Below are 21,231 nucleotides of genomic sequence, written 5' to 3' on the forward strand. Positions count from 1 at the left end.
CTTTTTCAATGGAACAAGAAAATATTTGATTTTGATTTCAAACATGACTTAATTAGGAAGTATGAATAATTCAGGTTTTAATTTCCCATCATATACTAAAACATACTACATTTGATGTAGGTGATATGCTATGAAAGCAAAAGATAAAACTGGTGTACAGCCAAAAATTGATAGACTTAAAGAAATTAAAGAAATTCTTGAAATAATAAAACAAATTTGCAAATGAAAAATAATATGCTATGAACGAATCGCTTAAAAAGCGCGGATTGAAAAAATGAGAAGTGTGTATGGAGCCTATCTTGTTTCATAACAAATAGGCTTTATAAAATTAAATCACCCATTGCTCCTTCCCCCATCAAATCTAAACCATATTCATCGCTATACCAATTTTCTCTCAACTCATAAAAAGCCCCATCTAAATGCATAACAAGCGCATTCTCCCTTTTTAATTCAGCTAGCGCATTTGAGTAAACATTTACCGTGAATTGCTGTGCTTTTTTAAGTGCATTAGATAGCTCTTCAGATCTGTCATCACTATTTAAACTCACAATAATTTCTTTTCCTTCCCCATAAGGTACAAGAATGGATGTCGTTGCTTGATCAATTGCTTGAAAATGCTCTGCCGCAGTTTTGTAGCTACCAGTGAGGCACAACGGCAATGTTTCATTCATTTTTTTTCTATAATGTGCTACATACTCATTGTCTTTGCGTCCTCCCATTAGAAGCATTGTCATATCTTTATCCACTTTTGGAATATAGTAATTCAAATTACTGTCCATTTTTTGATAAAAATGATGAAAGTATTCTCGCATTCCAAATCCAGACAACAAATTGTTGTCATATATGTTGGGCTTTTTTTTATACATTGCTAATATGTTTTTTGTAATCTGCTTTCCTTCTTTAATTTCCTTTAATTTAGATAAACGCTCTTCTGCGTGATCAACCACATACACATCTCGTTGATCAACCTCACCATGTCGATTACACCTACCTGCAGCCTGAGCAATTGAATCTAAGCCAGCCATTGAACGTATCACACGCTTGAAGCTGACATCTACTCCAGCTTCGATTAATTGCGTTGTTACACAAACAAAAGATACATCATCCTTTAGTTTTCTTCTGATTTCAATTAACTGATCCTTTCGATGTGCGGCACACATTGAAGTGCTTAGATGATAAACCGGCACCCCTGCTTCTTTTAATTTCTTATATAAATCTTTTACAACTGTTTTTGTGTTTAAGATAACTAGTGTACTACCACAGTGACCTATGTCTGCTTTAATCCATGTAACTAATTGATCATTCGTATAGGATTGATTCGTTTCATCAATTATGTCAACACGTTTAAAAGACTCAGACACAGCTTGTAAATTATCAATTATTTCTCCATCACGATCCTTTAAAAGGCTGTGTTGTACGTTTTCTAGTGTAGGTTGTGTTGCAGTACATAATAAAATGCTACTAGACATATTATTCTTTAAAAAATTAAGTGCCTCGTTAAAAAGCGATATATATTTAATCGGAACCTTTTGCACTTCATCAAAAATAAGGGTAGCATGGCTCAAATTATGCAAACGACGTGTATTGCGATTTCCCTTTGCATAAAAGACATTTAAAAACTGCACCATTGTTGTAAAAATAATCGGACTATCCCAATTATCGCGGGCTAATTTTAATTTGTGTTTTTTTGCAAGTAAACCATCGTCCTGTTCGTCATCACTCTCTTCCTCGATAACATTGGAGTGATGCTCTAAAATGTGCTCGTCATCCTCTAATATATTGCGTATTTCTTCTGCATTTTGCTCAATAATTGTCGTAAAAGGAACAATATAAATAATCCGTTGTTTATTATATTTTTGAGCATGCTTAAGTGCATACCTTAAACTCGCGAGCGTTTTCCCGCCACCCGTCGGAATGGACAGTGTGAAAATACCAGATGGTTTGTCTGCAAACATCTCACATTGCACAGACATCTCTTGTCGTAATACATTAATTGGATGGTTAGCATTTGGATTCATTTTAAATTCATTTAGTTTATTAATTAACTTCTTATAATACATCGAGAATAAAGACTTAGGTTGAAAATGCTGATCGACCTTTTTATCTTCTTCAAATAATCTAGTATCCGTTCTATCAGCATCTACTAAACAACTAAATATGTACTTAGTTAGAAAAAAACTTTGCGTTTCGGTATAATCAGTGAATTCTTCTAATTCTGAGGTTGCTTTCTTCACATATGCTGCAAATGATGCTTTAGAAATCGTTTCATCAAAAAAACGTTCAACAGCTTTTGGAAATTCGGGTAATTCTTTGTGTTTTACTCTATTTAAATAACCGGATTGACTCTTAGGTGAGATATAATCATGTAGATTGCTGTGGTGAGAAATAATTGCATTTCCTACTATTTCTGTTAGGAGTAATTCTGGTTGACTATTCTTATTTTTATCATGAAACAAAGAAAATAACAATTTGCCGCCATAAGTAGCGTGGTCAACATCTCCACGTTTTTTCTTTGCGTCATCAGGAGTATAAACTGCTTCATAAATGTATTGTTGAAACTCATCACTATATTTCCCTAGATCATGGAGTAAACCCGCTAGACCAGCTACATGTTTTAATTGGAGCTTAGCCCCAAACGTTTCCGCCAAGTGTTTAACCCCAAGTAAATGGTCTTTTACAGGTTGAATTTTTTTATCTGCTTCTCTTATATGAGCAATATATACCATTTCACTCACTCCCAAACTAGAAAATCGTTAAAAAAACAGGTAATTTATACTCATATTGTATCTGATATGTTTATATTTGTAAATAAAATATAATATTTTGTCTAAATTGTGATGTTAGTATAATTTCATGGATACATCATAGCTAATTTTATACAATGACTTTTAAGAAGAGGTGTCCAATGAGTAAATCTAATAATGGTAATCAGTATAACTATGATTTTCATAAAATATTTGTCGGTCTTTATCATTTCGAAAGTTCTGTAAACGATTTAAACAACAAGTATGGCGTATCTAATGTGCATCTACGTCAATATTTTGGTCACAAAAAATTTAAATATTGATTTAAAATTTAAATCTAATTCCAGTAAAATCTAAGACTTGACAAAGCAATATATACCTTGTATTTTAGTAGTTATAAAATGAACTACTAAGGTGATTGTATGGAAAAAAAGTTAATTAATCAATTAGAAAAGCTAGGTTTTTCTACGTATGAATGTCGCACGTATATTGGATTATTAAAGCATTCTCCGATTACCGGTTACGAAGTAAGTAAACGAACTCGAGTTCCTAGATCAATGATTTATGAAGTGCTAGGAAAGCTTTTAGACAAAGGCGCTATTTACACTGTTCCAACGGATCCAGTAACATATTCTCCAGTTAATCCTGTTGAATTAATGGATCGCATGAAACGAGATTTTGACGCTTCTTTCAATTTTTTATCGAAAGAGCTAACTTCTATTGAGTCTGAACCAGAAGTGAACACCATTTGGAGAATCAAATCGAATGATTTTGTATTAGAAGAAATGACTAATCTTATACAACGAGCCCGTAAAGAAGTAATACTTTCATTATGGCATGAGCAAGCTAAAGTGCTCCAACCGATAATTGAGAAACAAGAAAAAGCTAATATCACATTCTTCTCTTTACTATTCGGTGCTGAACAGATGCAATTTGGTCATACATACCACCATAACTATATGAAACCAGAAGTTGTTAGTGATAGAATGGATGGCTATTTGACGATTGCTTCTCGTGATCATGAAGAAGTCATTATTGCAAACTTTTTAGATAATGGCTCTGCCTGGGCGGTAAAAACAGAAGATCCTGCCCTTGTCCTCGTCGCTGAAGAATATATAAGACATGATATTATGATTGTAGAAATCACAGAAAAATTTGGCGCAGAAAAGCTTGATCAGTTATGGCGTACACGCCCTGATCTAAAAAAAGTAGTAAGCGGAAAAAAATAGTTCTTCCTTGAATAACGATCCCTTTGTTAGGATCGTTCTCTTATGCTTATTTTATAGTAGTTAGTTAACAAATCACTAAAAGAGGTTGTTTATTATGGAATATACAAAAAAAGATAACAGTTTGATGATAAAACCATTTTGGCAAGGTGTAAAAGATTGTTTACCAACTGTTTTAGGTTATTTAGGGATCGGTTTAGCTGCTGGTGTCGTACAAACTTCAGCTGGAATGTCCCCTTTTGAAGTTCTACTTATCTCTATATTGCTTTATGCTGGGTCGGCTCAGTTTGTAGTGGCTGGAATGATTGTTGTTGGAGCACCAATAATTTCGATAGTTATAGCTATTTTTATCGTCAATTTACGTTATTTATTATTGAGTGCTTCATTAGCTCCACATTTTCAAGCTTTTTCTCTAAAACAAAATGCACTGAATGGGTTTTTATTGACGGATGAAACGTATGGAATTATTGCAAACCAAACATTAAAAAATACACCACTTCAATTTGAGTGGTTAATGGGATTAAATTTAACAGCATATGTGAATTGGATTGTGGCGAATGTAGCAGGAGCATACTTCAGTACTTGGCTGTCAAATCCTGAGAAATTCGGAATGGACTTTGCCTTAGCAGGAATGTTTATTGGTCTAATTGTCTTACAATTTCTTAGTCGGAAACGTTGGCGTATTGATTTAATCGTCTTTTCAACAACATTGGTCATGATGCTCATTTTAAGTCAATTTTTAACCGCTGGTGGTTTACATATTATTTTAGCTACCGTTGTAGCCGCAACTATTGGGATGGTGATGAAAAAATGACAATGGATCCAACTATATTAGCGATCATTATCTTTGGGACGATTGTAACCTTTTTACCTAGAAGTGCTCCGCTTATGATGTTAAGTCAAATGAAAATACCGAGTAAAGTTATTGAATGGCTTGAGCATATTCCTATTGCTGTAATGACAGCACTAGTTGTTCAAGAAGTTCTCATTCCTACTTATGAATTTACTTATATAATAGGAAATTTACGATTACTTGCTGCACTTCCAACACTTTTAGTTGCTTTATTTACTAGAAGTTTATTATTTACTGTTATTGTAGCAATGTTGAGCATGGCTATTTTACGGTTGCTTTTTTAAATAAAAAACTATCAACAGTAATGACCTGAAATAATTTTTGTTTAATCAGTCCTTGTCAGTACTCTCTTATAGAACTTTACACATGACGTATTTTAACGATTTTTTATATGATGTATTTCTCCGTTAACAAAAAGGGAAGGTAGATTTTAACGAAACAAATTAATTACAAAAGATAATTTCATTAAGCATTACATTAATGATTCAAACGATTCGCAAAAGGGACAATTTTTAATAATAAAAGCCGTATAATGTTAGCTGAGAAATGCAAATGCTTTTCCACATACAAAAAAACAAGATGGCTATTAGTAAATGATAGTCGTTTTTCAGAAAAAATATTTATTACTCGGGGAAATGGGTATTTAGTTGAGCTTATTTCCCCTTAAAAACCCATTGAAAGGGTAGAAAAAGCAATACTTTATATATGTAATAAGAGGATATTAAAGCTATGATTCATGCAATAGGAGGTAGATATCACCTATACAGACAGTTTCAGAGAACTATCCTTTTACTCAAATTATAGAAAATGATTGATAGCATGTTTTGACAGTAACCTAAGCAGACAAAATGTGAGGGGCAGCACCTACCATGGGAGTGTAAACTGAACTGTGTAAGTAGGGGAGCGTACGGCTCTTACTTCGCAGTTCAGTTTTTTTATTGTAGAATTAAAATATAACGATTGGGAGGTTATTCTATTAGTCAAGTCAAAGCGTGATCAAAAATCAGCTGCATTAGCGAGACAAGTTCTAGAAAACTACCAACCAGAGACCGTAGAAGACATGCAGGACGCACTTAAAGATATATTCGGCCCTATGTTTGAAGCCATGTTAAAAGGGGAAATGATTCATCACTTGGGCTATGAATCGAACAATAAAGGGGAAAAGAAAACAGAAAATAGACGTAATGGTTACGGCAAGAAAACCATCAAAACTAGCTCAGGTGCATTGGATATTGAGGTGCCAAGAGACCGTGATGCTTCTTTTAGCCCAGAGCTTATACCCAAACGTAAAACGGACGTTTCAGCGATCGAAAATAAAGTCATTTCTATGTATGCACGAGGCATGTCACAACGGGATATCTCTGCGACTATAGAAGATATCTATGGCTTTTCGGTGTCTCACGAGATGGTTTCCGATATTACAGATCATGTTCTTCCAGAATTGGAAGAATGGCAAACGAGACCGCTAAGTAACTGTTACGCCTTTGTATTTGTAGATTGCATGTATACAACGATTCGCAATGAATATGAAACAAGAAAATGTGCTGTTTACACTATTTTAGGATATACGATTGAAGGCCATAAGGAGATTCTTGGATTATGGCTGAATGAAACGGAAAGCAAACATAAATGGATGCAGATTTTTGATGAAATAAAGGCAAGAGGTGTTGAAGATATTTTCTTTATATCCATGGACGGTGTCAGTGGTTTAGAAGAAGGTGCACGTGCTATTTTCCCGGATATCATCGTCCAACGCTGTATCGTTCATTTGATACGTAATTCCATCAAATATGTGCCTATTAAAGATTATAAAGCATTTACCAAAGCTTTAAAGAAAGTCTATGGTGCACCGAGCCTCAAGGCTTGTTTTAGTGCTTTTGAATCCCTTAAACAACAATGGGTTGCTTATCCAGGAGCGATTGATGTTTGGATAAGACACTTCCAACACGTCGAACAACTTTATGATTATGGAAGTGCGATTCGTAAAGTAATGTACACAATGAACGCCGTAGAAAGTATTCATTCCAGTTTCAGAAAAGTAACCAAAAAAGGAGCATTCCCAAATGAGAACGCCCTATTAAAAGTATTATTTTTACGAATTAAAGAACTTGAGATCAAATGGAAAGGTGGCCACATCCAAAATTGGGCAATGGTTATGAACCAACTTCTTATCCATGATGATCTAAAAAATCGGGTATTAAAGTACCTTGCGTAAATTAGAACTTACACACTTTATTTGACAAACCCCTTTAAAAAGTAATAAGGGGAATCCTTATGACAATGCAGTTTCCGAAGCAACGTTTAAGATACTAAAAACCGAATTAATAAATGGGATGCATTTTAACACCCTTGAACAACTCAATCTTGAACTTTTCGATTACGTTCATTGGCACAACAATATACGAATTCATGGCACACTTGGCTATGTAAGTCCCGTTTCCTATCGAAACACAACCCTTAAAAATATTGTCTGATTTAGTGTTGACAATCCATTGGAAATGTGCAATTTTTTATTATTTATCTGGGTTTTGTCTCAGCCTCTTACATTATTATAATTCTAAGGCACTTAATAAATTACTACTTGTCACTTACGGTTTATATTTCACATTGTCATTATACGGTGGATCTAGTTCTAAAGAGTTTTCTTCATCTATAATACTCAAAAACATTTTATCAAATTGTATAGATTCATTTTTTCTATGAGTCCACAAATAGTAATGATAAATATACATATGTTGTGGATCATCATGAAATTTCACAATGAGTTGATAACCACCCATTTTATAATCTTTAAAGGCATTTAGACTTTCGATCTTATCTCTATTGGTATCTTGTTTTATCAAGTACTCATCAAATTTTTTAAATGCTAATTTTTTTTGTACAGGGTAATAAAAAATCAAAAAAAAGGATATCGAAAATATAAATAAAATTATCATAATCATTACCTTCTTAGGTTTCAATGTTTTCTCTGAAGTATTTTACTCTCTTCTATTCTTTTAATAGGTCTTTTTATGACTTAAATTGTGAATAGTTTTTGGTAAATGGTAAGGCATTCTATATCCTATCGTTGGTCCATTAGCCTCTTTAGTACTCGGACCATAATAATATCCTTGCCAAACTAATTTAGAACAATAAGTTACACTTGTACTAGCGAGATTACCGGTTATTTTATATTCAGCATTTGAATTAAGATAAGTGTTTTTCGTCCACTTTGCAGCAGCACTGGCCTTTGTTGCACTCTTATGTCTATATACCTTTGTCCATGATGATTTGGTTTTATTTGTATAGTTTTTATGCCAGTTTGATAGAGATATTTTAACAGGTTTTTTTCCTTTCCCGGCAATATGCAATATATAACTACTGCTGGTAGCAATTCCAGCATGGCCTGCAATCCCTGCTGATGACGTACCATTTGTAATAACAACGTCTCCTCTTTTCATAGTAAAGCTACTAAATGGTTCTACGGAGTCGGACGAATATACTTCTTCAAAATCAGAAGAATCTTCAAGGAGATTTTCTAATTCTTTAGATGCATTAACTAATTCTACCCACTCTTCATAAGTAACATCTTCTCCTAGGATACCTTCATCTTGATATCCTTTATACTCCTCAAATGATATATTTGTGTAAGATGAATCATTTTTATCATAAGCTTGAATCCCACTTTGGAACATGGTAAGCGACAATACTAGTGCAAGAGCTAACAAACTGATTACTTTAAATAAATGTTTCACACTAAATACCTCCTTTTTAATATTTGGAATTTTTATGCGATATCCCTTAATTCCATATAATAAATCAAATTCCAGATATTCCTGCAATTATTATAAAAGTTGTCCAAAGAAAGCCACCAATCAATATAATAGAAGTCATTATCCCAAACACTGACAAACCAGACCTTGATTCTCTGTTTACTCTTGTTTTTCTCTTAATTGCAAAGACTAAAAAAACGGTACCAATCAATCCAAGAAAGTAAGTAAAAATAACTCCAACCCAATACCAAGTAAAATCATTTCCCCAGTATGCCATACTTTGAAATGCACTACTCATTAAAAATACACCTATTGCACATAATAGTGATAAAAAAATTAAAAATTCTTTTTTTATGAAATTCATAGATAAGCTCCTTTTGGTTTTAACTCAACTTTCGCATTGATAAAATAATAGTTCATCCAGTATTCACCGATGCCGGTAACACCCGCGATATAGTACTTGAGATTAAGCCTAAACGTGAAAAGACACCCAAACTTTTGGTATAGTTGATTTAGCAGAATCACTACCAAAATAGAAGAGATGTCCCCTACTATGATAGCGAATAATGGCCAAAACAAGCAACTACCAAGTGAAATAAAATCAACATTTACGAAACGCAGGAATTACAAAGTCTTTTGGTTTTTCTTGTGCTTATCTTTTTCAGTTAATTTTCTGTTTGATATTTGAAAACAAAAACTGGTTTCGAACGCTTGAAAGCAAAAAGTTCTTGGACCTGCCGGCTAAGGATGCGGTTTATCGCTTTTTGAACCGCTCCATATTTAACTGGCGTCGTTTTTTGCTTTCCCTTGTTGCCCATACGATTGGGACGGTATCTAAACTTACACGCCATGACCGACCAAAAGTACTAATTTTAGATGATTCATCTTACGATCGAAATCGAAGTAAGCACGTCGAGATTTTGGCTAAATGCTTTGACCATACGTCCCAGAAAATGCATTTCTACAAAGGTTTCGTATATTGACATTGGGATGGTCTGATGGTGCTACCTTTTTGCCTGTTGACTTTTCATTATTGAGTTCAAAAAAGAGTCAGATTAACGGTATATCAAATGATGTTGATACCCGCAGTTCTGGTTACAAACGACGAAAAGAAGCATTACAAACAGCACCAGAGCAAATCCCTAACATGATTGAACGAGCATTGAAAGCTGGAATTGATGCCTCTTACGTGTAAATGGATTCATGGTTTACCGGGCAACAAGGAAATAACAGAACAAGGACTGGATGTTATCGGTATGGTTAAAAAGCTTAAGCAACGCTACATCGTAAATGGTGTACTTGTTTACCTTGATCAGTTATATCGTTTGTCTACACCAACCGATGGAAAAAAGGGTGTTTTACGTTCCATTCATACGACACAGGCAAATGGTGTACCTATTAAGGTCATTTTTGTTCGTAATCGCAATAAGAAAAGCGATTGGCTTGCGATTTTGAGTACAGATTGTACCCTGAGTGACCATGAGATTATTCGTATTTAAGGCATGCGTTAGGATATTGAAGTGTTTTTTAAAACTACCAAATCCCTATTGAAATTACAAAAAGAGTTTCAAGGTCGTTCATACGATTCTCTGATAAGCCATACAACCATTGTATTTACAAGATATATCGTACTTTCATGGCAAAATCGCTGTAGCATAGATGACAGAACCTTGGGTGGTATGTTTTATGAATTATGTGATGAAATAAATGAACTTGATTGGGCTGTAGCATTACAGCAATTAATCGAGCTGCTTGAAGATACTATAAAACACACAAATAAAAGAATTCAAAAGTTAATCAAAAGTCAACTACTACAATGGATTGCGGGACTGCCTAACTATATCAAGGTATACCTGCCTGTTTCAGGGCGCGAAAGTTGAGTTAGTAAGCATACAATAAATAATCCATCCATAATTTTTTTGCTTATTTTTTCATGTTAATATGCCACCTCCTCTGTTTTCTATCACTATCAAGTAGGTCAATTAGACTTTGCTGTATACTTAATAGCTATTTTTTTAATAACCTTAACACCTAATTTACATTTAATTGCTATTATTCTATCTCAAAGCGGATTACGTGTAAAGTTTTACCAAGGTTAAATTTTGAAAAAATTAAACCTTCTGATAGCTCCTTTAAAAGTAAAAGATATACCAAACAGAAATACTTTTTTGCTAGCTATGAAAAATCCATTTAGGGGCAAATGCTAATGTCTTTCATTGTGTTGGTATTATTAGTTTATGAGTCACCAGTAACTAATATGCACAAGTAGATTCTTTGTTGTCTATTTTACGATCACAAAAGAGCTGTAGCACAAGTACTACAGCTTCTATTGATTCTATCAAACGGTCTCGTAAGCGCCTAAAAGAGCTAATTATATTAAGACCTTGACAGTTTAATAGCTTGTGTTCTCCGTTACAAATGACAGTTGATATGCATTGATTAATTGATAACCATAACTTTTTTATTTCAAGTATTTACACGGATTGCAACGATTACCTAAATACAAGCAAGCTAATGCCTATAAAATTCTTGCATAAATCTTTACCTTCAAAAAATTTATGGTTTTATTATATATCATGTTTGTTGCGGTATTCATGTGGACTAATTTGATACAACTCTTTAAAGGCTGCTCCGAATTTACTCTGACTTTTATATCCTACTGCCAAACCAATATCTCCAATACTTTTTTGCGTTTGAAGTAACATCAAAGCTGCTTTTTTGATACGATATTCTTTCATATACGCCCCGATCGAAACACCGTAGACACCTTTGAACGTAGTCTTTAATGCGGTAGTGCTAATACAATATTGCTTTGCTAGTTCACCAATCGTAAATCGGTGGTCAATTTGTTCTGTCATCATCTTTTTAATTTGTTTGATAATGTCAACTTCTTGACGGACGTAAAGTTTATTCTGCTGCTCTTTAGCTGTGTCAAAATAATAAAGGTAAATTAAAATTTCCAAAACTTTCAGTCGGTAATACGTACCCCTTGCCTCTAAAGGGATCGAATACATACTACTAAAGATATGGTGAATGCCCTCTTTTACCTGTATAAAAAAACATTCATCATCTAAAAAAAAGCGATTAGCAAGCTCTTGTACATCGATTGGGATATCCGGAATATACTTTCCTAATTGACTTGTTAAATTATCCAAGTCAATTATAATATTTATACCTTTGTAGTACTCTAATGGAAATTCAATATAATTACTACGGTTGCTCATAGTATTCATAAACAAATCACCTTCTTCTATATATTGCAGGCATCCATCCTTCATTTTACATCCAGCTCGTCCTTCGTCACAATGATTCAATTCCAAAATATTTAAGTTTGGATAAATCGGTGGTATGTAGTGACTTGCTTGAAAGTTAAAAACGATCACCTCAACACCAGGAAGTACAGAGTAGACAGCTGCAGTTCCTTGGCCCTTGTCTTGGTTCAGCCGATAAACAACATGATGATAGTTTTGCACTAACTTCATGTCTCTATTAATATGTGAAAAAAAAGAATCTTTCATATGATTCATCCCTTCCCTTGGAACTAATTTTAGCGCTTAAAGATAAGATAAATACATAGACTACTAGCAACAATCAGGTACCTCAATGTTCCTTGTCTATATTCATAATACTTATTCCAATCAGCCAAAAATTTAATCCAATTGGTCTCACCTTCTAGATTATGTTGAAAATGAAAGATAAAATCAGTATACTTATATTCAAATACAATCAAACGATCATTTGATTGTTTGATAATTTGATTGTATAAAAAATAATTGAAAGGAGCAATTGTTTTATGAAAAAAACTTATAAACTTCTAGATATAGACTGCGGCAGTTGCGCAGCGAAAATTGAAGATCGTATTCGCAAACTAGATGATGTGATTGATGTGAAGGTTAATTTTATGGGGCAACGAATGATTCTTGAAGCTCCAGATGACAAATTCGATGGCGTTTTTAAACAAGCCAAGAAGGTTATAAAAAAAATTGATTCGGATGTGTCAATAGCCGATTAAGTGAATGGACACATGTTTATTTACATCTATTTGGTTCATAACGAATAAATAAAGAACCGTATTCAAATAGGAGGCGGATACGAACATGTCAAAGAAAGAAAAAAAACGTTTGCTGCGTATCCTTATTGCATCCGTTGGTTTCATAACAGCACTGTTTTTAAAGTTAGATGGCATTGCTGCATTCCTAATGTATCTTATCCCGTATCTCATCGTTGGAGGAGACATTCTCTGGAAAGCAGCAAGGAATATTGCTCGAGGACAGGTTTTCGACGAGAACTTTCTAATGTCAGTAGCAACGATTGGCGCCTTCTTTCTTGGTGAATATTCGGAAGGTATTGCTGTTATGCTATTTTTTCAAGTTGGAGAACTGTTTCAATCCTATGCCGTTTCAAAATCTCGCAGGTCAATATCTGAGTTGATGGATATTCGCCCCGACTATGCCAATGTAATAAGAAATGGCGAGTTGATACAGGTTGATCCAGAAGATGTACAGATTAATGAGACTATTGTGGTGAAGCCTGGAGAGCGAATCCCTCTTGATGGAGTTGTAACAGACGGTTTCTCTGCAATAGACACCTCCGCTCTAACAGGAGAATCTGTGCCACGGGAAGTACAGACAGGAGAAGATGTGATTAGCGGTTGTATCAACCAAACCGGTAAGTTAACCATTCAAGTAAGTAAAGCATACGGTCAGTCTACCGTAGTAAAAATATTGGAATTAGTTGAAAATGCTTCTGATAAAAAAAGTAAAAGTGAAAATTTCATTACCAAATTTGCTCGTTATTATACCCCGTTCATTGTTTTAGCGGCGGTTATTCTGGCTATCATTCCACCACTTGTCACAGGGCAACCTTTTCCTATGTGGATTGAAAGAGCCCTAATCTTTCTTGTCATTTCTTGCCCCTGTGCTTTGGTTATTTCGGTACCACTTAGCTTTTTTGGTGGAATTGGCGGGGCTTCCAAATCTGGCGTTTTAGTGAAAGGAAGTAACTACCTTGAAGCTTTGGCCTACACAGAGATAGTCGTGTTTGATAAAACTGGCACATTAACAAAAGGTAGCTTCGTTGTTAGTGATATTTACTCCGATAAAATGACCGATCAGGAATTGTTAGAATTAGCAGCTTATGCAGAAGATTATTCCAATCATCCTATAGCACAGAGTATCAAGAAGGCATTTGGAAGAACAATTGATTCCTCTCGTATTAAAGATATCGAAGAAATTGCTGGTCATGGTGTAAAGTCTGTCATTGATGGAAATATCGTATTAGCAGGTAACGCCAAACTTATGCAACGTGAACGCATACCCTACAATAGTAAGAAACTTGTCGGGACTGTTGTTCATCTAGCCGTAAATGATGCGTATATGGGATACCTCCTTGTTGAGGACGAAATGAAGCAAGATGCTCGACACGCTGTTACAGCTTTGAAATCAGCAGGAATCAAGCAGACAGTCATGCTTACTGGTGATACTGATGAGGTGGGCAAAAAAGTTGCTACTACGCTTAGACTAGATAAAGCATTTACGGAGCTATTGCCTGCAGATAAGGTTGAGCACGTGGAAGAGCTAATGAAGCAAAAAAATGCAAAAGGAAAGCTTGCCTTTGTTGGTGATGGCATCAATGATGCTCCGGTTCTTGCACGTGCAGATATTGGAATTGCTATGGGCGGATTAGGTTCAGATGCAGCGATTGAAGCTGCAGATGTCGTAATTATGACCGATGAGCCATCCAAAATTGCCACAGTAATGAAAATAAGCAAAAAGACACTCCGCATCGCTAAACAAAACATTGTTTTTGCTTTAGGTGTCAAAGGAATTGTACTGATTTTAGGAACATTGGGAATGACAACGATGTGGGGAGCGGTGTTCGCTGATGTCGGCGTATCTATTATAGCAATTCTCAACGCGATAAGAGCGCTCAACGTTAAAGCATTTAACATGCCGGTACCAATTTTTCAAAACAAGTGACCTGAAATTTTGAAGCATCGATAGAATCAATCATATAATGAGGGGGAAACTCTATGAGTACTCCCTCCCCCTCTATAGTCCTTTCAACGGGCAACTCATTTTAAAAAAATCATCTACCATTTGATGCACTAAGCGAGCTTTTTCACTATCAGCAAGTGAGTAGTAAACTTCTTTTCCAGCACGCCTACTTTTAATTAATTCATGTAACTTTAACGTTTTCAAGTGATGAGAAACAGATGCAGGACTCATACCAAGAGCAGCTGAAATATTATGTCCACACTCTTCGCAGTGACAGAGCAACCAAAAGATTCGAAGACGCGAACCATCACATAGCTGTTGGAAAACAGCAGCCCCTTCTAAAAAAGATGAGGTATCAGGCATTCGTTTTAAAACATAGTTTAAATTTTGATCATGATCGTGAAGCATTTTATTATTTTTTATTGTCATCACCTCTTTGATAAAACATTCATTTGATTAAAAAATCATTCTCCTAAAGTCTATGCATTGCCCATATTCTTGTCAAGCGTATGCTTTTAGACATGTAAACCTGTTGATTTAAGTATCTTCTTCTTAAATTTAGCTCTATGTTGAATGAACTTAATCTATACTTCTACATCATCTGCATGCCGCTTTCCTTTTACATGTTTTAACTGGCATTACCCCTCCACTAGTACACCATATTTTGAATTATTAGTATAATCTTATCGAGAGTAGAAGATATATTGATGAATACATATCAAACAATTGAAGTAGCAAGAATTATCGGGATTGACCCTAATACGGTGAGATTGTATGAACAGGTCAAACTGATACCAGTAGCAGAACGTCAAGCAAATGGATATCGCATTTTTACAGATTTTCATATCGAACAGTTTCGCTTAGCTCGTGCAGCTTTAAAGGTGGATATTTTGCAAAACGGGCTTAAAAAAAAAGCTAAAAACATTATTAAAGCACTCACTTAGAGGAATGGATATGTTTATTTTTGCTCTATGTATGTCTGTCATTATTATCATTCTATTAGGTATCATCTATGACAACAAACCTGCCTTCGATGGAGCAGCATACACATTTTCACAACAATCTTTCGGCGCAGTATCCACAATCGCTATTAGTGCTGGTGGTTTGATGAGGTTACCCCTAGTTATATTTGATTACAGAAACAGAAAAATTCTAAAAAAACTGCAAGTAACACCTGTCAGACCAATAATGATTTTGATGGTAGAGGTAACAATCTATTCTATTTATTCACTGGTATCATTGGTACTTATTTGTCTTGTGGCTTTTTTGTTTTTTAATTTTCAAATGGCGGGATCTTTCATAATTTTTTTCTTATCGTTTATATTCGTTATGCTGTCAATATTCAGCATTGGCATGATGGCTGGAGGGATAGCACCAAACATAAAAATCGCAAGTATTATTGCTAGCATTTTATATTTCCCAATGTTGATTTTTTCTGGAGCGACACTTCCTTATGAGATCATGCCTACAGCATTACAAAAGTTTGCTGATATTCTTCCGCTAACACAAGGAATAAAATTGCTTAAAGGAGCAACTTTAGGATTACCGCTTGATAATATATTTTCGCCTATTATTTTGATGGTTGCCGCTATTGTGGTATGCACAGTACTATCTTTAAAACTGTTTAAGTAGGAATAATAGATTGAATCATGTTTGTTACACAGTCTTAAATATTATTGATCCGCTATACTTTGGAGCAAATACAATATGATACTTAAGTGTCATGTTGTATTTGTTAAATTATACTTCTCCTTCGAGGGACACGCCTACTTATTTGGTGAGATGTTGTGGTCGGGAACCAACATTATCTTACCAAAGAAGGAGGCTTTTTTGATCCCACACTAAAAGCTTTTCAAAACCCCTGGCATAGACAGGGGTTTTGAAAAACCTATAATAAAAAAACAGCCAGCAGTTTAAAGTCTAGCTGTTTCTTTCACTTGGATGATATAAATGACTTCTTCTATTCACTTCAATTTTAATTTAAGAAAATATCTTTCATTAGACTAATTTTAAAAAAATAACGAATTACAATCCTTTAATATCATCAACAAGTTCAGGTAATCCATGACTAAAATGATGTTCATCTCCATCGAGTGTTCGAGTGATTGCCTGTGGAAGTTTTTCTTTATAGTATCCAATGTGTGTAGATGACACCGCCTCATCATTACGGGTGTGATATTTTAGGAAGTTTTGAATTAAAATTTTCTAATAAGGTATATTCCTCACCCTGCCAGTCATCATCCTTTCCCCAATATGGTGCTGCAATCAAAAATAATCTGGCAATGAATTGGTTGAAAGCTTGCTCAGAAAGATATTTCAATAGCACTGAACCTCCCAAAGAATGACCGATGATAATCACTTCACCTGTTGTTTTAGCTAATTGTTTTTCAATTTGAAATTTTCAAGGCTTGTACTCAGGATTGTCTAGGACAGGCATTTTAGTATTTAATAAGTTGTATTCATCACCAAGCCTTTCTTGTAAGTATGCTATCAAACCGCTACTTCCTTGCTGAGAACCCTGAGTCCCTACACTATGAATGAATAATACTTGTTTCTTCATTTTAATGACCCTCCCTTCTTCTGCTAAAGTAAAAAAATAGCCATTTTATCTTATATACATTTTTTAACTGTGAATGGCTAAATAGAATATTGAACACCATTTGACGGAATGAAATCTTTGAAAAATTCACGAGTACTTACTTTAAAGTTCATCTTTAGCTTTTTATTTTTAAATGCAAATACGTTTGCTGCGAGTTCTTCTAATCTTCCAGAAAAGGTCTCTCTTACTCGTCCCTTTTGTTCTAATAGTAAATCACGTATTTCATTTAAAGTAAGGGGCATGGTAGACCAATCTTTTGGACTTGTCCCTCGTTTAAAAGCTTCTTGTATTTTTGCAGGGATTTTTCCTGGTTGATTCATTCCAAAGTAATACATTATTCCCTCCTCTGTAACAGGGATATGTCCTAAATTACAGCGAAAGGAATTACTATATCCTTTATGAATAACATCAGCTTTTTCTTCCGAGGAGACAAAACCAAGTAGTTCGATAGATGATCCCCTATAAAAATCATATTGTTCAAAAATTCCTTCTTCGTGATTATATCTAAGATTATCATACATAGTTGCTAAGTAATTTTTCTCAATTGCTCAATTTATCCTTCCTCGACTGATAAAGAACTCGCTTATTGTGTCATAAGCAATAAATAATCAAACCACTCTAATGTCTTTCATAGGAAAAAAATTGCTTGGCTAACTTAGCCTGCTTTAACCGCTCGGGTGATTACTATTTCTCATATGATCCTCATCGATAAACATCAGTACTATTCCGGCATATATTCTTACTAACATAACGATAAATTTAGCACGAATGAACGAGCGATTCGGCATTTGCATTTTTTTTGCTCACCGTTAATGCAAATAAACAAAAGAATAGATCTGTTTATTAATCGAAATTAATATCCATCTTTTTTTAAATAAACACTTGACCCTCACGTTTCGTTAGGCATTATACTCACTTTTGAAGAAGAAAATCGAAAATAGAAGGGTGAACGAATATGGAAAAGATAATCAAAAGAAAATTGAAGCTAGAGATAGAGGCTGGTAAAGCAAACCCTGCAAAAGTAGGTAAGAATTTAGCTCCTACAGGAATCAACCTCCTACAATTTTGTAACCAGTACAACGAAATAACAAAGGAACAATCTGGAAAAATCATCCCTGCAGAAATAACAGTATATGAAGATCGGACATTTGACGTAAAACTGAAAACTCCACCCGCGTCATTTTTACTAAAGCAATATGCAGGTATAAAAAAAGGAGCTGTCAAGCCCGGAAATGAAATCGCGGGAACCATTACTCAAGAAAAGCTTAGGAAAATTGCTGAAATTAAACTTCCCGACCTAAATACAAATAATGTAGAAAGTGCGATGAAAGTGATTGCAGGTACAGCAAAAAACATGGGAATTCAAATTGAAAAGGACTAGAAAGAGTAAGGGGAATAGCCAGTTTAAAATCAGTCAGGTTGTTGACTTAACAGGAGTGCCAATCAGATTACTCCGAGAGTATGACAAAAGGGAACTTCTAGAACCTGAAAGAGATAGTCAAACAAATCGCCGTATTTATAGTGATCAGGATCTTATCTATCTCCTTATCATTACCATCTTTAAGAATCTTGGATTTACCTTTCGTGAAACACGACACATACTAAATGAACCATCATTCTGTCTAGAAACATCAGTAAAAAAACAGATTAAAGTAATCGATGAAAAAATTAATAATTTGCTCGAAGTCTCTGTAATATTAAATCGCATTTTATCTTCTGTTCAAAATGACAAACAAGTAGTTCTTTCCGATATTAAAAGCGTGTTTGTAAAGATCCATGAGGACACCTCAACCTTTTACAAATTCTATACGTAAAAACTTTTTCTGCTGATTATAACATTACGTTATGGTTTATATAGAGTAAAAAACTGAACCCCTTATAAACAAAGGGGTTTTCAGTAAATACCAAAAATACAAAAACATTACATTTGATATAAAGTGTGCCACAGATTTTAATAGGTCACAATGCTCGATTGAGAAATCATCCCGACTTTTTATATTAATTTAATAGCGAAATATATCATTTTAATTTAGTCTAGTTTCATTATTTCATCCAATGATATACCATATAAATAGTATATTAACCCTCAACTTAAAGCCCTGTTGTTTCAAAAACCCCTCACCATACTGCTTTAAAATAAAGTTCATGAAAGATTAAAAACAGATTTTTTTCTTATCATTTATAAGCTTTGCATAAACTTCAATATATTTTTCCGTCTACTATATTTACTATTCCCTCACATTGTTTCGCGACTTTGTCGTCATGTGTTACGATTAAAACAGTTTTATGCTGTTCTTTATGTATTCTTTTGAAAATAGATAATACTTGCTCACCCATTTCTTGATCTAACGCACCGGTCGGCTCATCTGCTAAAATAATATCCGGATCATTAATTAATGCGCGGGCAATTGCTACACGTTGCCTTTGTCCACCCGATAAATTATATGCATATTCAGACGCTTTTTCCTTTATACCAAGCGTATCAAGCAAGGTGAATATTCTTTCTTTTTTATTGATTTTGTTTTTACTATAACGAATTGGTATTTCAACATTTTTCATAACTGTATATTCTTCAATAAGTGCAAAGTCTTGTACGACAAAACCAAAATGCTGATTTCGTATAGCAGCTAATTTCCCTTGACTTAAAGATTGTATTTCTCGATCATTTAACTTATATGTTCCTGCGGTTGGCACATCTAGACAGCCTATTATATTGAGTAGCGTAGATTTCCCCGAACCTGATGGTCCCATAATTGCCAACATGCTCTCTGCCTCTATTTTTAAATTAATGTTTTGCAGAGCTTTCACTTCATTCGGTTTAGATTTGTTATATACCTTTGAAATACCATTCAGCTCAAACATTTATTCTTTGCTCCTTAATATATCGCTTATTTGAAGTTTAAAAAGTGTAATAAAGCTAGGAAGACATGTTCCTAGGCAAAGTAATAAAATTAATCCTGAAACACCTAATACAATAAAAGTTTGATTCGATATTATTAGAGAAATAATAAAGGAAAGGAACCAAACAATAAATATTTGTAAAAAAATCCTTAATGCAATATGTTTCTTGGTCGCCCCACAAAAAATATGAATACTAAATTCTCTAAGATTCTTTCTAATAAATTCAAAAGTATTAATAATTACTAGAGATGAAGCAAAAATAATAACTAATATTGATATAAATAAAAACACACCAACATCTTCTTGTGTGGAATTTTCCATATAACCAGAAACGCCTTCCACACTATTAAAATTATAAATATATGTTTTTGAATTTCCAACAATATCTCTCAATTCTTTTATATCGTTTCTATCCTTAAATATGATCGTTGAATTTTCAAGATAAGTTTCATAAGAATAATTTCCATCCGTAAGTAAATTGTCAAATGTCGTAACATCAATCGGAGTTAATATAACGTCATTTAATCCGACAACACCTTCGCCAGATGATATATCCACAAAAGTTTGCCCATCTTGTAAAAAACCAACGACTTTATATTTTTGATTACCACCATCAGTAAATTCATCATGAATAGCCATATACTTTTCATATGAAGAACCAAGCACAACTGGTATACTTTTATTGCTTACATACTCCCAACTCGCATCAAAAAATTCTCCTTTTGATAAAGAAAGATCAAATACATTTATAAAACCGGATGAAATAGATAGTGTTTTATAAGCCCAAATTTTGCTAGAACCTTGCTCCATCTCTACAGAAAGTGAATTTTTAGGCATATCTTTTATTTCTATATAATCTTCAATAGTTGCAAAGCTTATATACTCATCGTTTTTATTCATATAAGCATATAAATCTTTCATTATATTTTCTTCATATTCTCCACCTGCAAAATCTTCTTTCTCTGCCATTGATATATAAAAAGCATTGGATATATCAAACGCATTGGATATATGATCATGAGCATCCTGATTTTTATGTATTAAGGCAAAACATTCTGTAATTAATAGTATGATGAGCATAATTTGAATAAAAAATGAAATGAAATAAAGTTTTTTTCTCCAAATATCTTCCAAAGCAAATTTAAGTTGAATCAGCATTT

22 protein-coding genes and 2 pseudogenes are annotated in these 21,231 nt (G+C 34.0%); 12 read left to right on the forward strand and 12 right to left on the reverse strand.

Annotation, left to right across the window (positions count from 1 at the left end; all coding sequences use genetic code 11):
• Positions 1–320: 320 nt before the first annotated feature.
• Positions 321–2,726 carry a CRISPR-associated helicase Cas3' gene (gene cas3, locus ACH6CY_RS09830; protein ID WP_374067166.1) on the reverse strand — a complete coding sequence of 802 codons (2,406 nt, stop codon included), beginning with the start codon at positions 2,724–2,726 and terminating at the stop codon, positions 321–323.
• 440 nt (positions 2,727–3,166) lie between these two features.
• Between cas3 and ACH6CY_RS09835 the strand changes: the two genes are divergently transcribed.
• The 5 genes and pseudogenes from ACH6CY_RS09835 to ACH6CY_RS09855 all read left to right on the forward strand — a co-directional run.
• Positions 3,167–3,973 carry a TrmB family transcriptional regulator gene (locus ACH6CY_RS09835; protein ID WP_374067167.1) on the forward strand — a complete coding sequence of 269 codons (807 nt, stop codon included), beginning with the start codon at positions 3,167–3,169 and terminating at the stop codon, positions 3,971–3,973.
• A gap of 94 nt (positions 3,974–4,067) precedes the next feature.
• Positions 4,068–4,784, forward strand: a complete 717-nt coding sequence (locus ACH6CY_RS09840) for an AzlC family ABC transporter permease (RefSeq protein WP_374067168.1) — start codon at positions 4,068–4,070, stop codon at positions 4,782–4,784.
• Positions 4,781–5,107, forward strand: a complete 327-nt coding sequence (locus ACH6CY_RS09845; RefSeq protein ID WP_374067169.1) for an AzlD domain-containing protein — start codon at positions 4,781–4,783, stop codon at positions 5,105–5,107. Before ACH6CY_RS09840 ends, ACH6CY_RS09845 begins: the two co-directional genes overlap by 4 nt.
• Positions 5,108–5,793: 686 nt before the next feature.
• Positions 5,794–7,038: an IS256 family transposase gene (locus ACH6CY_RS09850; protein ID WP_374067217.1), complete on the forward strand. Its 1,245-nt coding sequence runs from the start codon at positions 5,794–5,796 to the stop codon at positions 7,036–7,038.
• 40 nt (positions 7,039–7,078) lie between these two features.
• Positions 7,079–7,297: pseudogene (locus ACH6CY_RS09855) on the forward strand (IS3 family transposase); the annotation flags it as partial.
• A 114-nt stretch (positions 7,298–7,411) separates the two neighbouring features.
• Here ACH6CY_RS09855 and ACH6CY_RS09860 read toward each other — a convergent pair.
• The 3 genes from ACH6CY_RS09860 to ACH6CY_RS09870 all read right to left on the reverse strand — a co-directional run bounded on the left by ACH6CY_RS09860 (position 7,412) and on the right by ACH6CY_RS09870 (position 8,939).
• Entirely contained in the window at positions 7,412–7,759 is a 348-nt protein-coding gene (locus tag ACH6CY_RS09860) for a DUF3139 domain-containing protein (protein WP_374067170.1), read from the reverse strand.
• A gap of 60 nt (positions 7,760–7,819) precedes the next feature.
• Positions 7,820–8,557, reverse strand: a complete 738-nt coding sequence (locus ACH6CY_RS09865) for a hypothetical protein (RefSeq protein WP_374067171.1) — start codon at positions 8,555–8,557, stop codon at positions 7,820–7,822.
• Positions 8,558–8,621: 64 nt separating this feature from the next.
• On the reverse strand, positions 8,622–8,939 hold the full coding sequence (locus tag ACH6CY_RS09870; protein ID WP_374067172.1) for a hypothetical protein: 318 nt from the start codon (positions 8,937–8,939) through the stop codon (positions 8,622–8,624).
• Between the two features lie 189 nt (positions 8,940–9,128).
• Here ACH6CY_RS09870 and ACH6CY_RS09875 point away from each other — a divergent pair.
• Positions 9,129–10,455, forward strand: a pseudogene (locus tag ACH6CY_RS09875) (IS4 family transposase).
• A 687-nt stretch (positions 10,456–11,142) separates the two neighbouring features.
• On the opposite strand, the gene ACH6CY_RS09880 reads toward ACH6CY_RS09875, so the two are convergent.
• Positions 11,143–12,057, reverse strand: coding sequence for a helix-turn-helix transcriptional regulator (locus ACH6CY_RS09880; RefSeq protein ID WP_374067173.1), 915 nt, complete (start codon positions 12,055–12,057; stop codon positions 11,143–11,145).
• Between the two features lie 311 nt (positions 12,058–12,368).
• Between ACH6CY_RS09880 and ACH6CY_RS09885 the strand changes: the two genes are divergently transcribed.
• Positions 12,369–12,587, forward strand: a complete 219-nt coding sequence (locus tag ACH6CY_RS09885) for a heavy-metal-associated domain-containing protein (protein WP_374067174.1) — start codon at positions 12,369–12,371, stop codon at positions 12,585–12,587.
• Positions 12,588–12,672: 85 nt separating this feature from the next.
• Positions 12,673–14,553, forward strand: coding sequence for a heavy metal translocating P-type ATPase (locus ACH6CY_RS09890; RefSeq protein ID WP_374067175.1), 1,881 nt, complete (start codon positions 12,673–12,675; stop codon positions 14,551–14,553).
• Positions 14,554–14,625: 72 nt separating this feature from the next.
• Here the strand turns inward: ACH6CY_RS09890 and ACH6CY_RS09895 are convergent, their stop codons facing one another.
• On the reverse strand, positions 14,626–15,000 hold the full coding sequence (locus ACH6CY_RS09895; protein ID WP_374067218.1) for an ArsR/SmtB family transcription factor: 375 nt from the start codon (positions 14,998–15,000) through the stop codon (positions 14,626–14,628).
• Positions 15,001–15,278: 278 nt separating this feature from the next.
• On the opposite strand from ACH6CY_RS09895, the gene ACH6CY_RS09900 reads away from it, so the two are divergent.
• Both ACH6CY_RS09900 and ACH6CY_RS09905 read left to right on the forward strand, forming a co-directional pair.
• Positions 15,279–15,515 carry a MerR family DNA-binding transcriptional regulator gene (locus ACH6CY_RS09900; protein WP_374067176.1) on the forward strand — a complete coding sequence of 79 codons (237 nt, stop codon included), beginning with the start codon at positions 15,279–15,281 and terminating at the stop codon, positions 15,513–15,515.
• A 31-nt stretch (positions 15,516–15,546) separates the two neighbouring features.
• Positions 15,547–16,203, forward strand: coding sequence for an ABC transporter permease (locus ACH6CY_RS09905; protein ID WP_374067177.1), 657 nt, complete (start codon positions 15,547–15,549; stop codon positions 16,201–16,203).
• Positions 16,204–16,596: 393 nt separating this feature from the next.
• Here the strand turns inward: ACH6CY_RS09905 and ACH6CY_RS09910 are convergent, their stop codons facing one another.
• The 4 genes from ACH6CY_RS09910 to ACH6CY_RS09925 all read right to left on the reverse strand — a co-directional run bounded on the left by ACH6CY_RS09910 (position 16,597) and on the right by ACH6CY_RS09925 (position 17,691).
• A complete protein-coding gene (locus tag ACH6CY_RS09910) occupies positions 16,597–16,725 on the reverse strand; it encodes a hypothetical protein (protein ID WP_374067178.1) in 129 nt (42 codons plus the stop codon).
• Positions 16,726–16,735: 10 nt separating this feature from the next.
• Complete coding sequence (locus ACH6CY_RS09915; protein WP_374067179.1) at positions 16,736–16,930, reverse strand: lipase family protein; 195 nt, start codon at positions 16,928–16,930, stop codon at positions 16,736–16,738.
• Between the two features lie 42 nt (positions 16,931–16,972).
• Positions 16,973–17,131: a hypothetical protein gene (locus ACH6CY_RS09920; protein WP_374067180.1), complete on the reverse strand. Its 159-nt coding sequence runs from the start codon at positions 17,129–17,131 to the stop codon at positions 16,973–16,975.
• Positions 17,132–17,208: 77 nt separating this feature from the next.
• Positions 17,209–17,691 (reverse strand): DinB family protein, encoded by a 483-nt coding sequence (locus ACH6CY_RS09925; protein ID WP_374067181.1) that lies wholly within the window; start codon positions 17,689–17,691, stop codon positions 17,209–17,211.
• Between the two features lie 434 nt (positions 17,692–18,125).
• On the opposite strand from ACH6CY_RS09925, the gene rplK reads away from it, so the two are divergent.
• Positions 18,126–18,551 carry a 50S ribosomal protein L11 gene (gene rplK / locus ACH6CY_RS09930; RefSeq protein WP_374067182.1) on the forward strand — a complete coding sequence of 142 codons (426 nt, stop codon included), beginning with the start codon at positions 18,126–18,128 and terminating at the stop codon, positions 18,549–18,551.
• Positions 18,538–18,984 carry a MerR family transcriptional regulator gene (locus tag ACH6CY_RS09935; RefSeq protein WP_374067183.1) on the forward strand — a complete coding sequence of 149 codons (447 nt, stop codon included), beginning with the start codon at positions 18,538–18,540 and terminating at the stop codon, positions 18,982–18,984. Before rplK ends, ACH6CY_RS09935 begins: the two co-directional genes overlap by 14 nt.
• A 385-nt stretch (positions 18,985–19,369) precedes the next feature.
• Here the strand turns inward: ACH6CY_RS09935 and ACH6CY_RS09940 are convergent, their stop codons facing one another.
• Together ACH6CY_RS09940 and ACH6CY_RS09945 are read right to left on the reverse strand one after the other, a co-directional pair.
• On the reverse strand, positions 19,370–20,032 hold the full coding sequence (locus ACH6CY_RS09940; protein ID WP_374067184.1) for an ABC transporter ATP-binding protein: 663 nt from the start codon (positions 20,030–20,032) through the stop codon (positions 19,370–19,372).
• Positions 20,033–21,229 (reverse strand): ABC transporter permease, encoded by a 1,197-nt coding sequence (locus ACH6CY_RS09945; protein WP_374067185.1) that lies wholly within the window; start codon positions 21,227–21,229, stop codon positions 20,033–20,035. It lies immediately after the preceding gene.
• Between the last annotated feature and the right edge of the window lie 2 nt (positions 21,230–21,231).

It is taken from the genome of Paraliobacillus sp. JSM ZJ581 (genome assembly GCF_044383835.1).
Lineage (GTDB): Bacteria > Bacillota > Bacilli > Bacillales > Amphibacillaceae > Paraliobacillus.

What these genes read in the sequence shown, in the direction of transcription:
- cas3 (WP_374067166.1), bottom strand. Translation starts at nt 2,726, where the DNA reads ATGGTATATATTGCTCATATAAGAGAAGCAGATAAAAAAATTCAACCT.
- ACH6CY_RS09835 (WP_374067167.1), top strand. Translation starts at nt 3,167, where the DNA reads ATGGAAAAAAAGTTAATTAATCAATTAGAAAAGCTAGGTTTTTCTACG.
- ACH6CY_RS09840 (WP_374067168.1), top strand. Translation starts at nt 4,068, where the DNA reads ATGGAATATACAAAAAAAGATAACAGTTTGATGATAAAACCATTTTGG.
- ACH6CY_RS09845 (WP_374067169.1), top strand. Translation starts at nt 4,781, where the DNA reads ATGACAATGGATCCAACTATATTAGCGATCATTATCTTTGGGACGATT.
- ACH6CY_RS09860 (WP_374067170.1), bottom strand. Translation starts at nt 7,759, where the DNA reads ATGATAATTTTATTTATATTTTCGATATCCTTTTTTTTGATTTTTTAT.
- ACH6CY_RS09870 (WP_374067172.1), bottom strand. Translation starts at nt 8,939, where the DNA reads ATGAATTTCATAAAAAAAGAATTTTTAATTTTTTTATCACTATTATGT.
- ACH6CY_RS09880 (WP_374067173.1), bottom strand. Translation starts at nt 12,057, where the DNA reads ATGAAGTTAGTGCAAAACTATCATCATGTTGTTTATCGGCTGAACCAA.
- ACH6CY_RS09885 (WP_374067174.1), top strand. Translation starts at nt 12,369, where the DNA reads ATGAAAAAAACTTATAAACTTCTAGATATAGACTGCGGCAGTTGCGCA.
- ACH6CY_RS09890 (WP_374067175.1), top strand. Translation starts at nt 12,673, where the DNA reads ATGTCAAAGAAAGAAAAAAAACGTTTGCTGCGTATCCTTATTGCATCC.
- ACH6CY_RS09895 (WP_374067218.1), bottom strand. Translation starts at nt 15,000, where the DNA reads ATGACAATAAAAAATAATAAAATGCTTCACGATCATGATCAAAATTTA.
- ACH6CY_RS09900 (WP_374067176.1), top strand. Translation starts at nt 15,279, where the DNA reads ATGAATACATATCAAACAATTGAAGTAGCAAGAATTATCGGGATTGAC.
- ACH6CY_RS09905 (WP_374067177.1), top strand. Translation starts at nt 15,547, where the DNA reads ATGTCTGTCATTATTATCATTCTATTAGGTATCATCTATGACAACAAA.
- ACH6CY_RS09920 (WP_374067180.1), bottom strand. Translation starts at nt 17,131, where the DNA reads ATGAAGAAACAAGTATTATTCATTCATAGTGTAGGGACTCAGGGTTCT.
- ACH6CY_RS09925 (WP_374067181.1), bottom strand. Translation starts at nt 17,691, where the DNA reads ATGTATGATAATCTTAGATATAATCACGAAGAAGGAATTTTTGAACAA.
- rplK (WP_374067182.1), top strand. Translation starts at nt 18,126, where the DNA reads ATGGAAAAGATAATCAAAAGAAAATTGAAGCTAGAGATAGAGGCTGGT.
- ACH6CY_RS09940 (WP_374067184.1), bottom strand. Translation starts at nt 20,032, where the DNA reads ATGTTTGAGCTGAATGGTATTTCAAAGGTATATAACAAATCTAAACCG.
- ACH6CY_RS09945 (WP_374067185.1), bottom strand. Translation starts at nt 21,229, where the DNA reads ATGCTGATTCAACTTAAATTTGCTTTGGAAGATATTTGGAGAAAAAAA.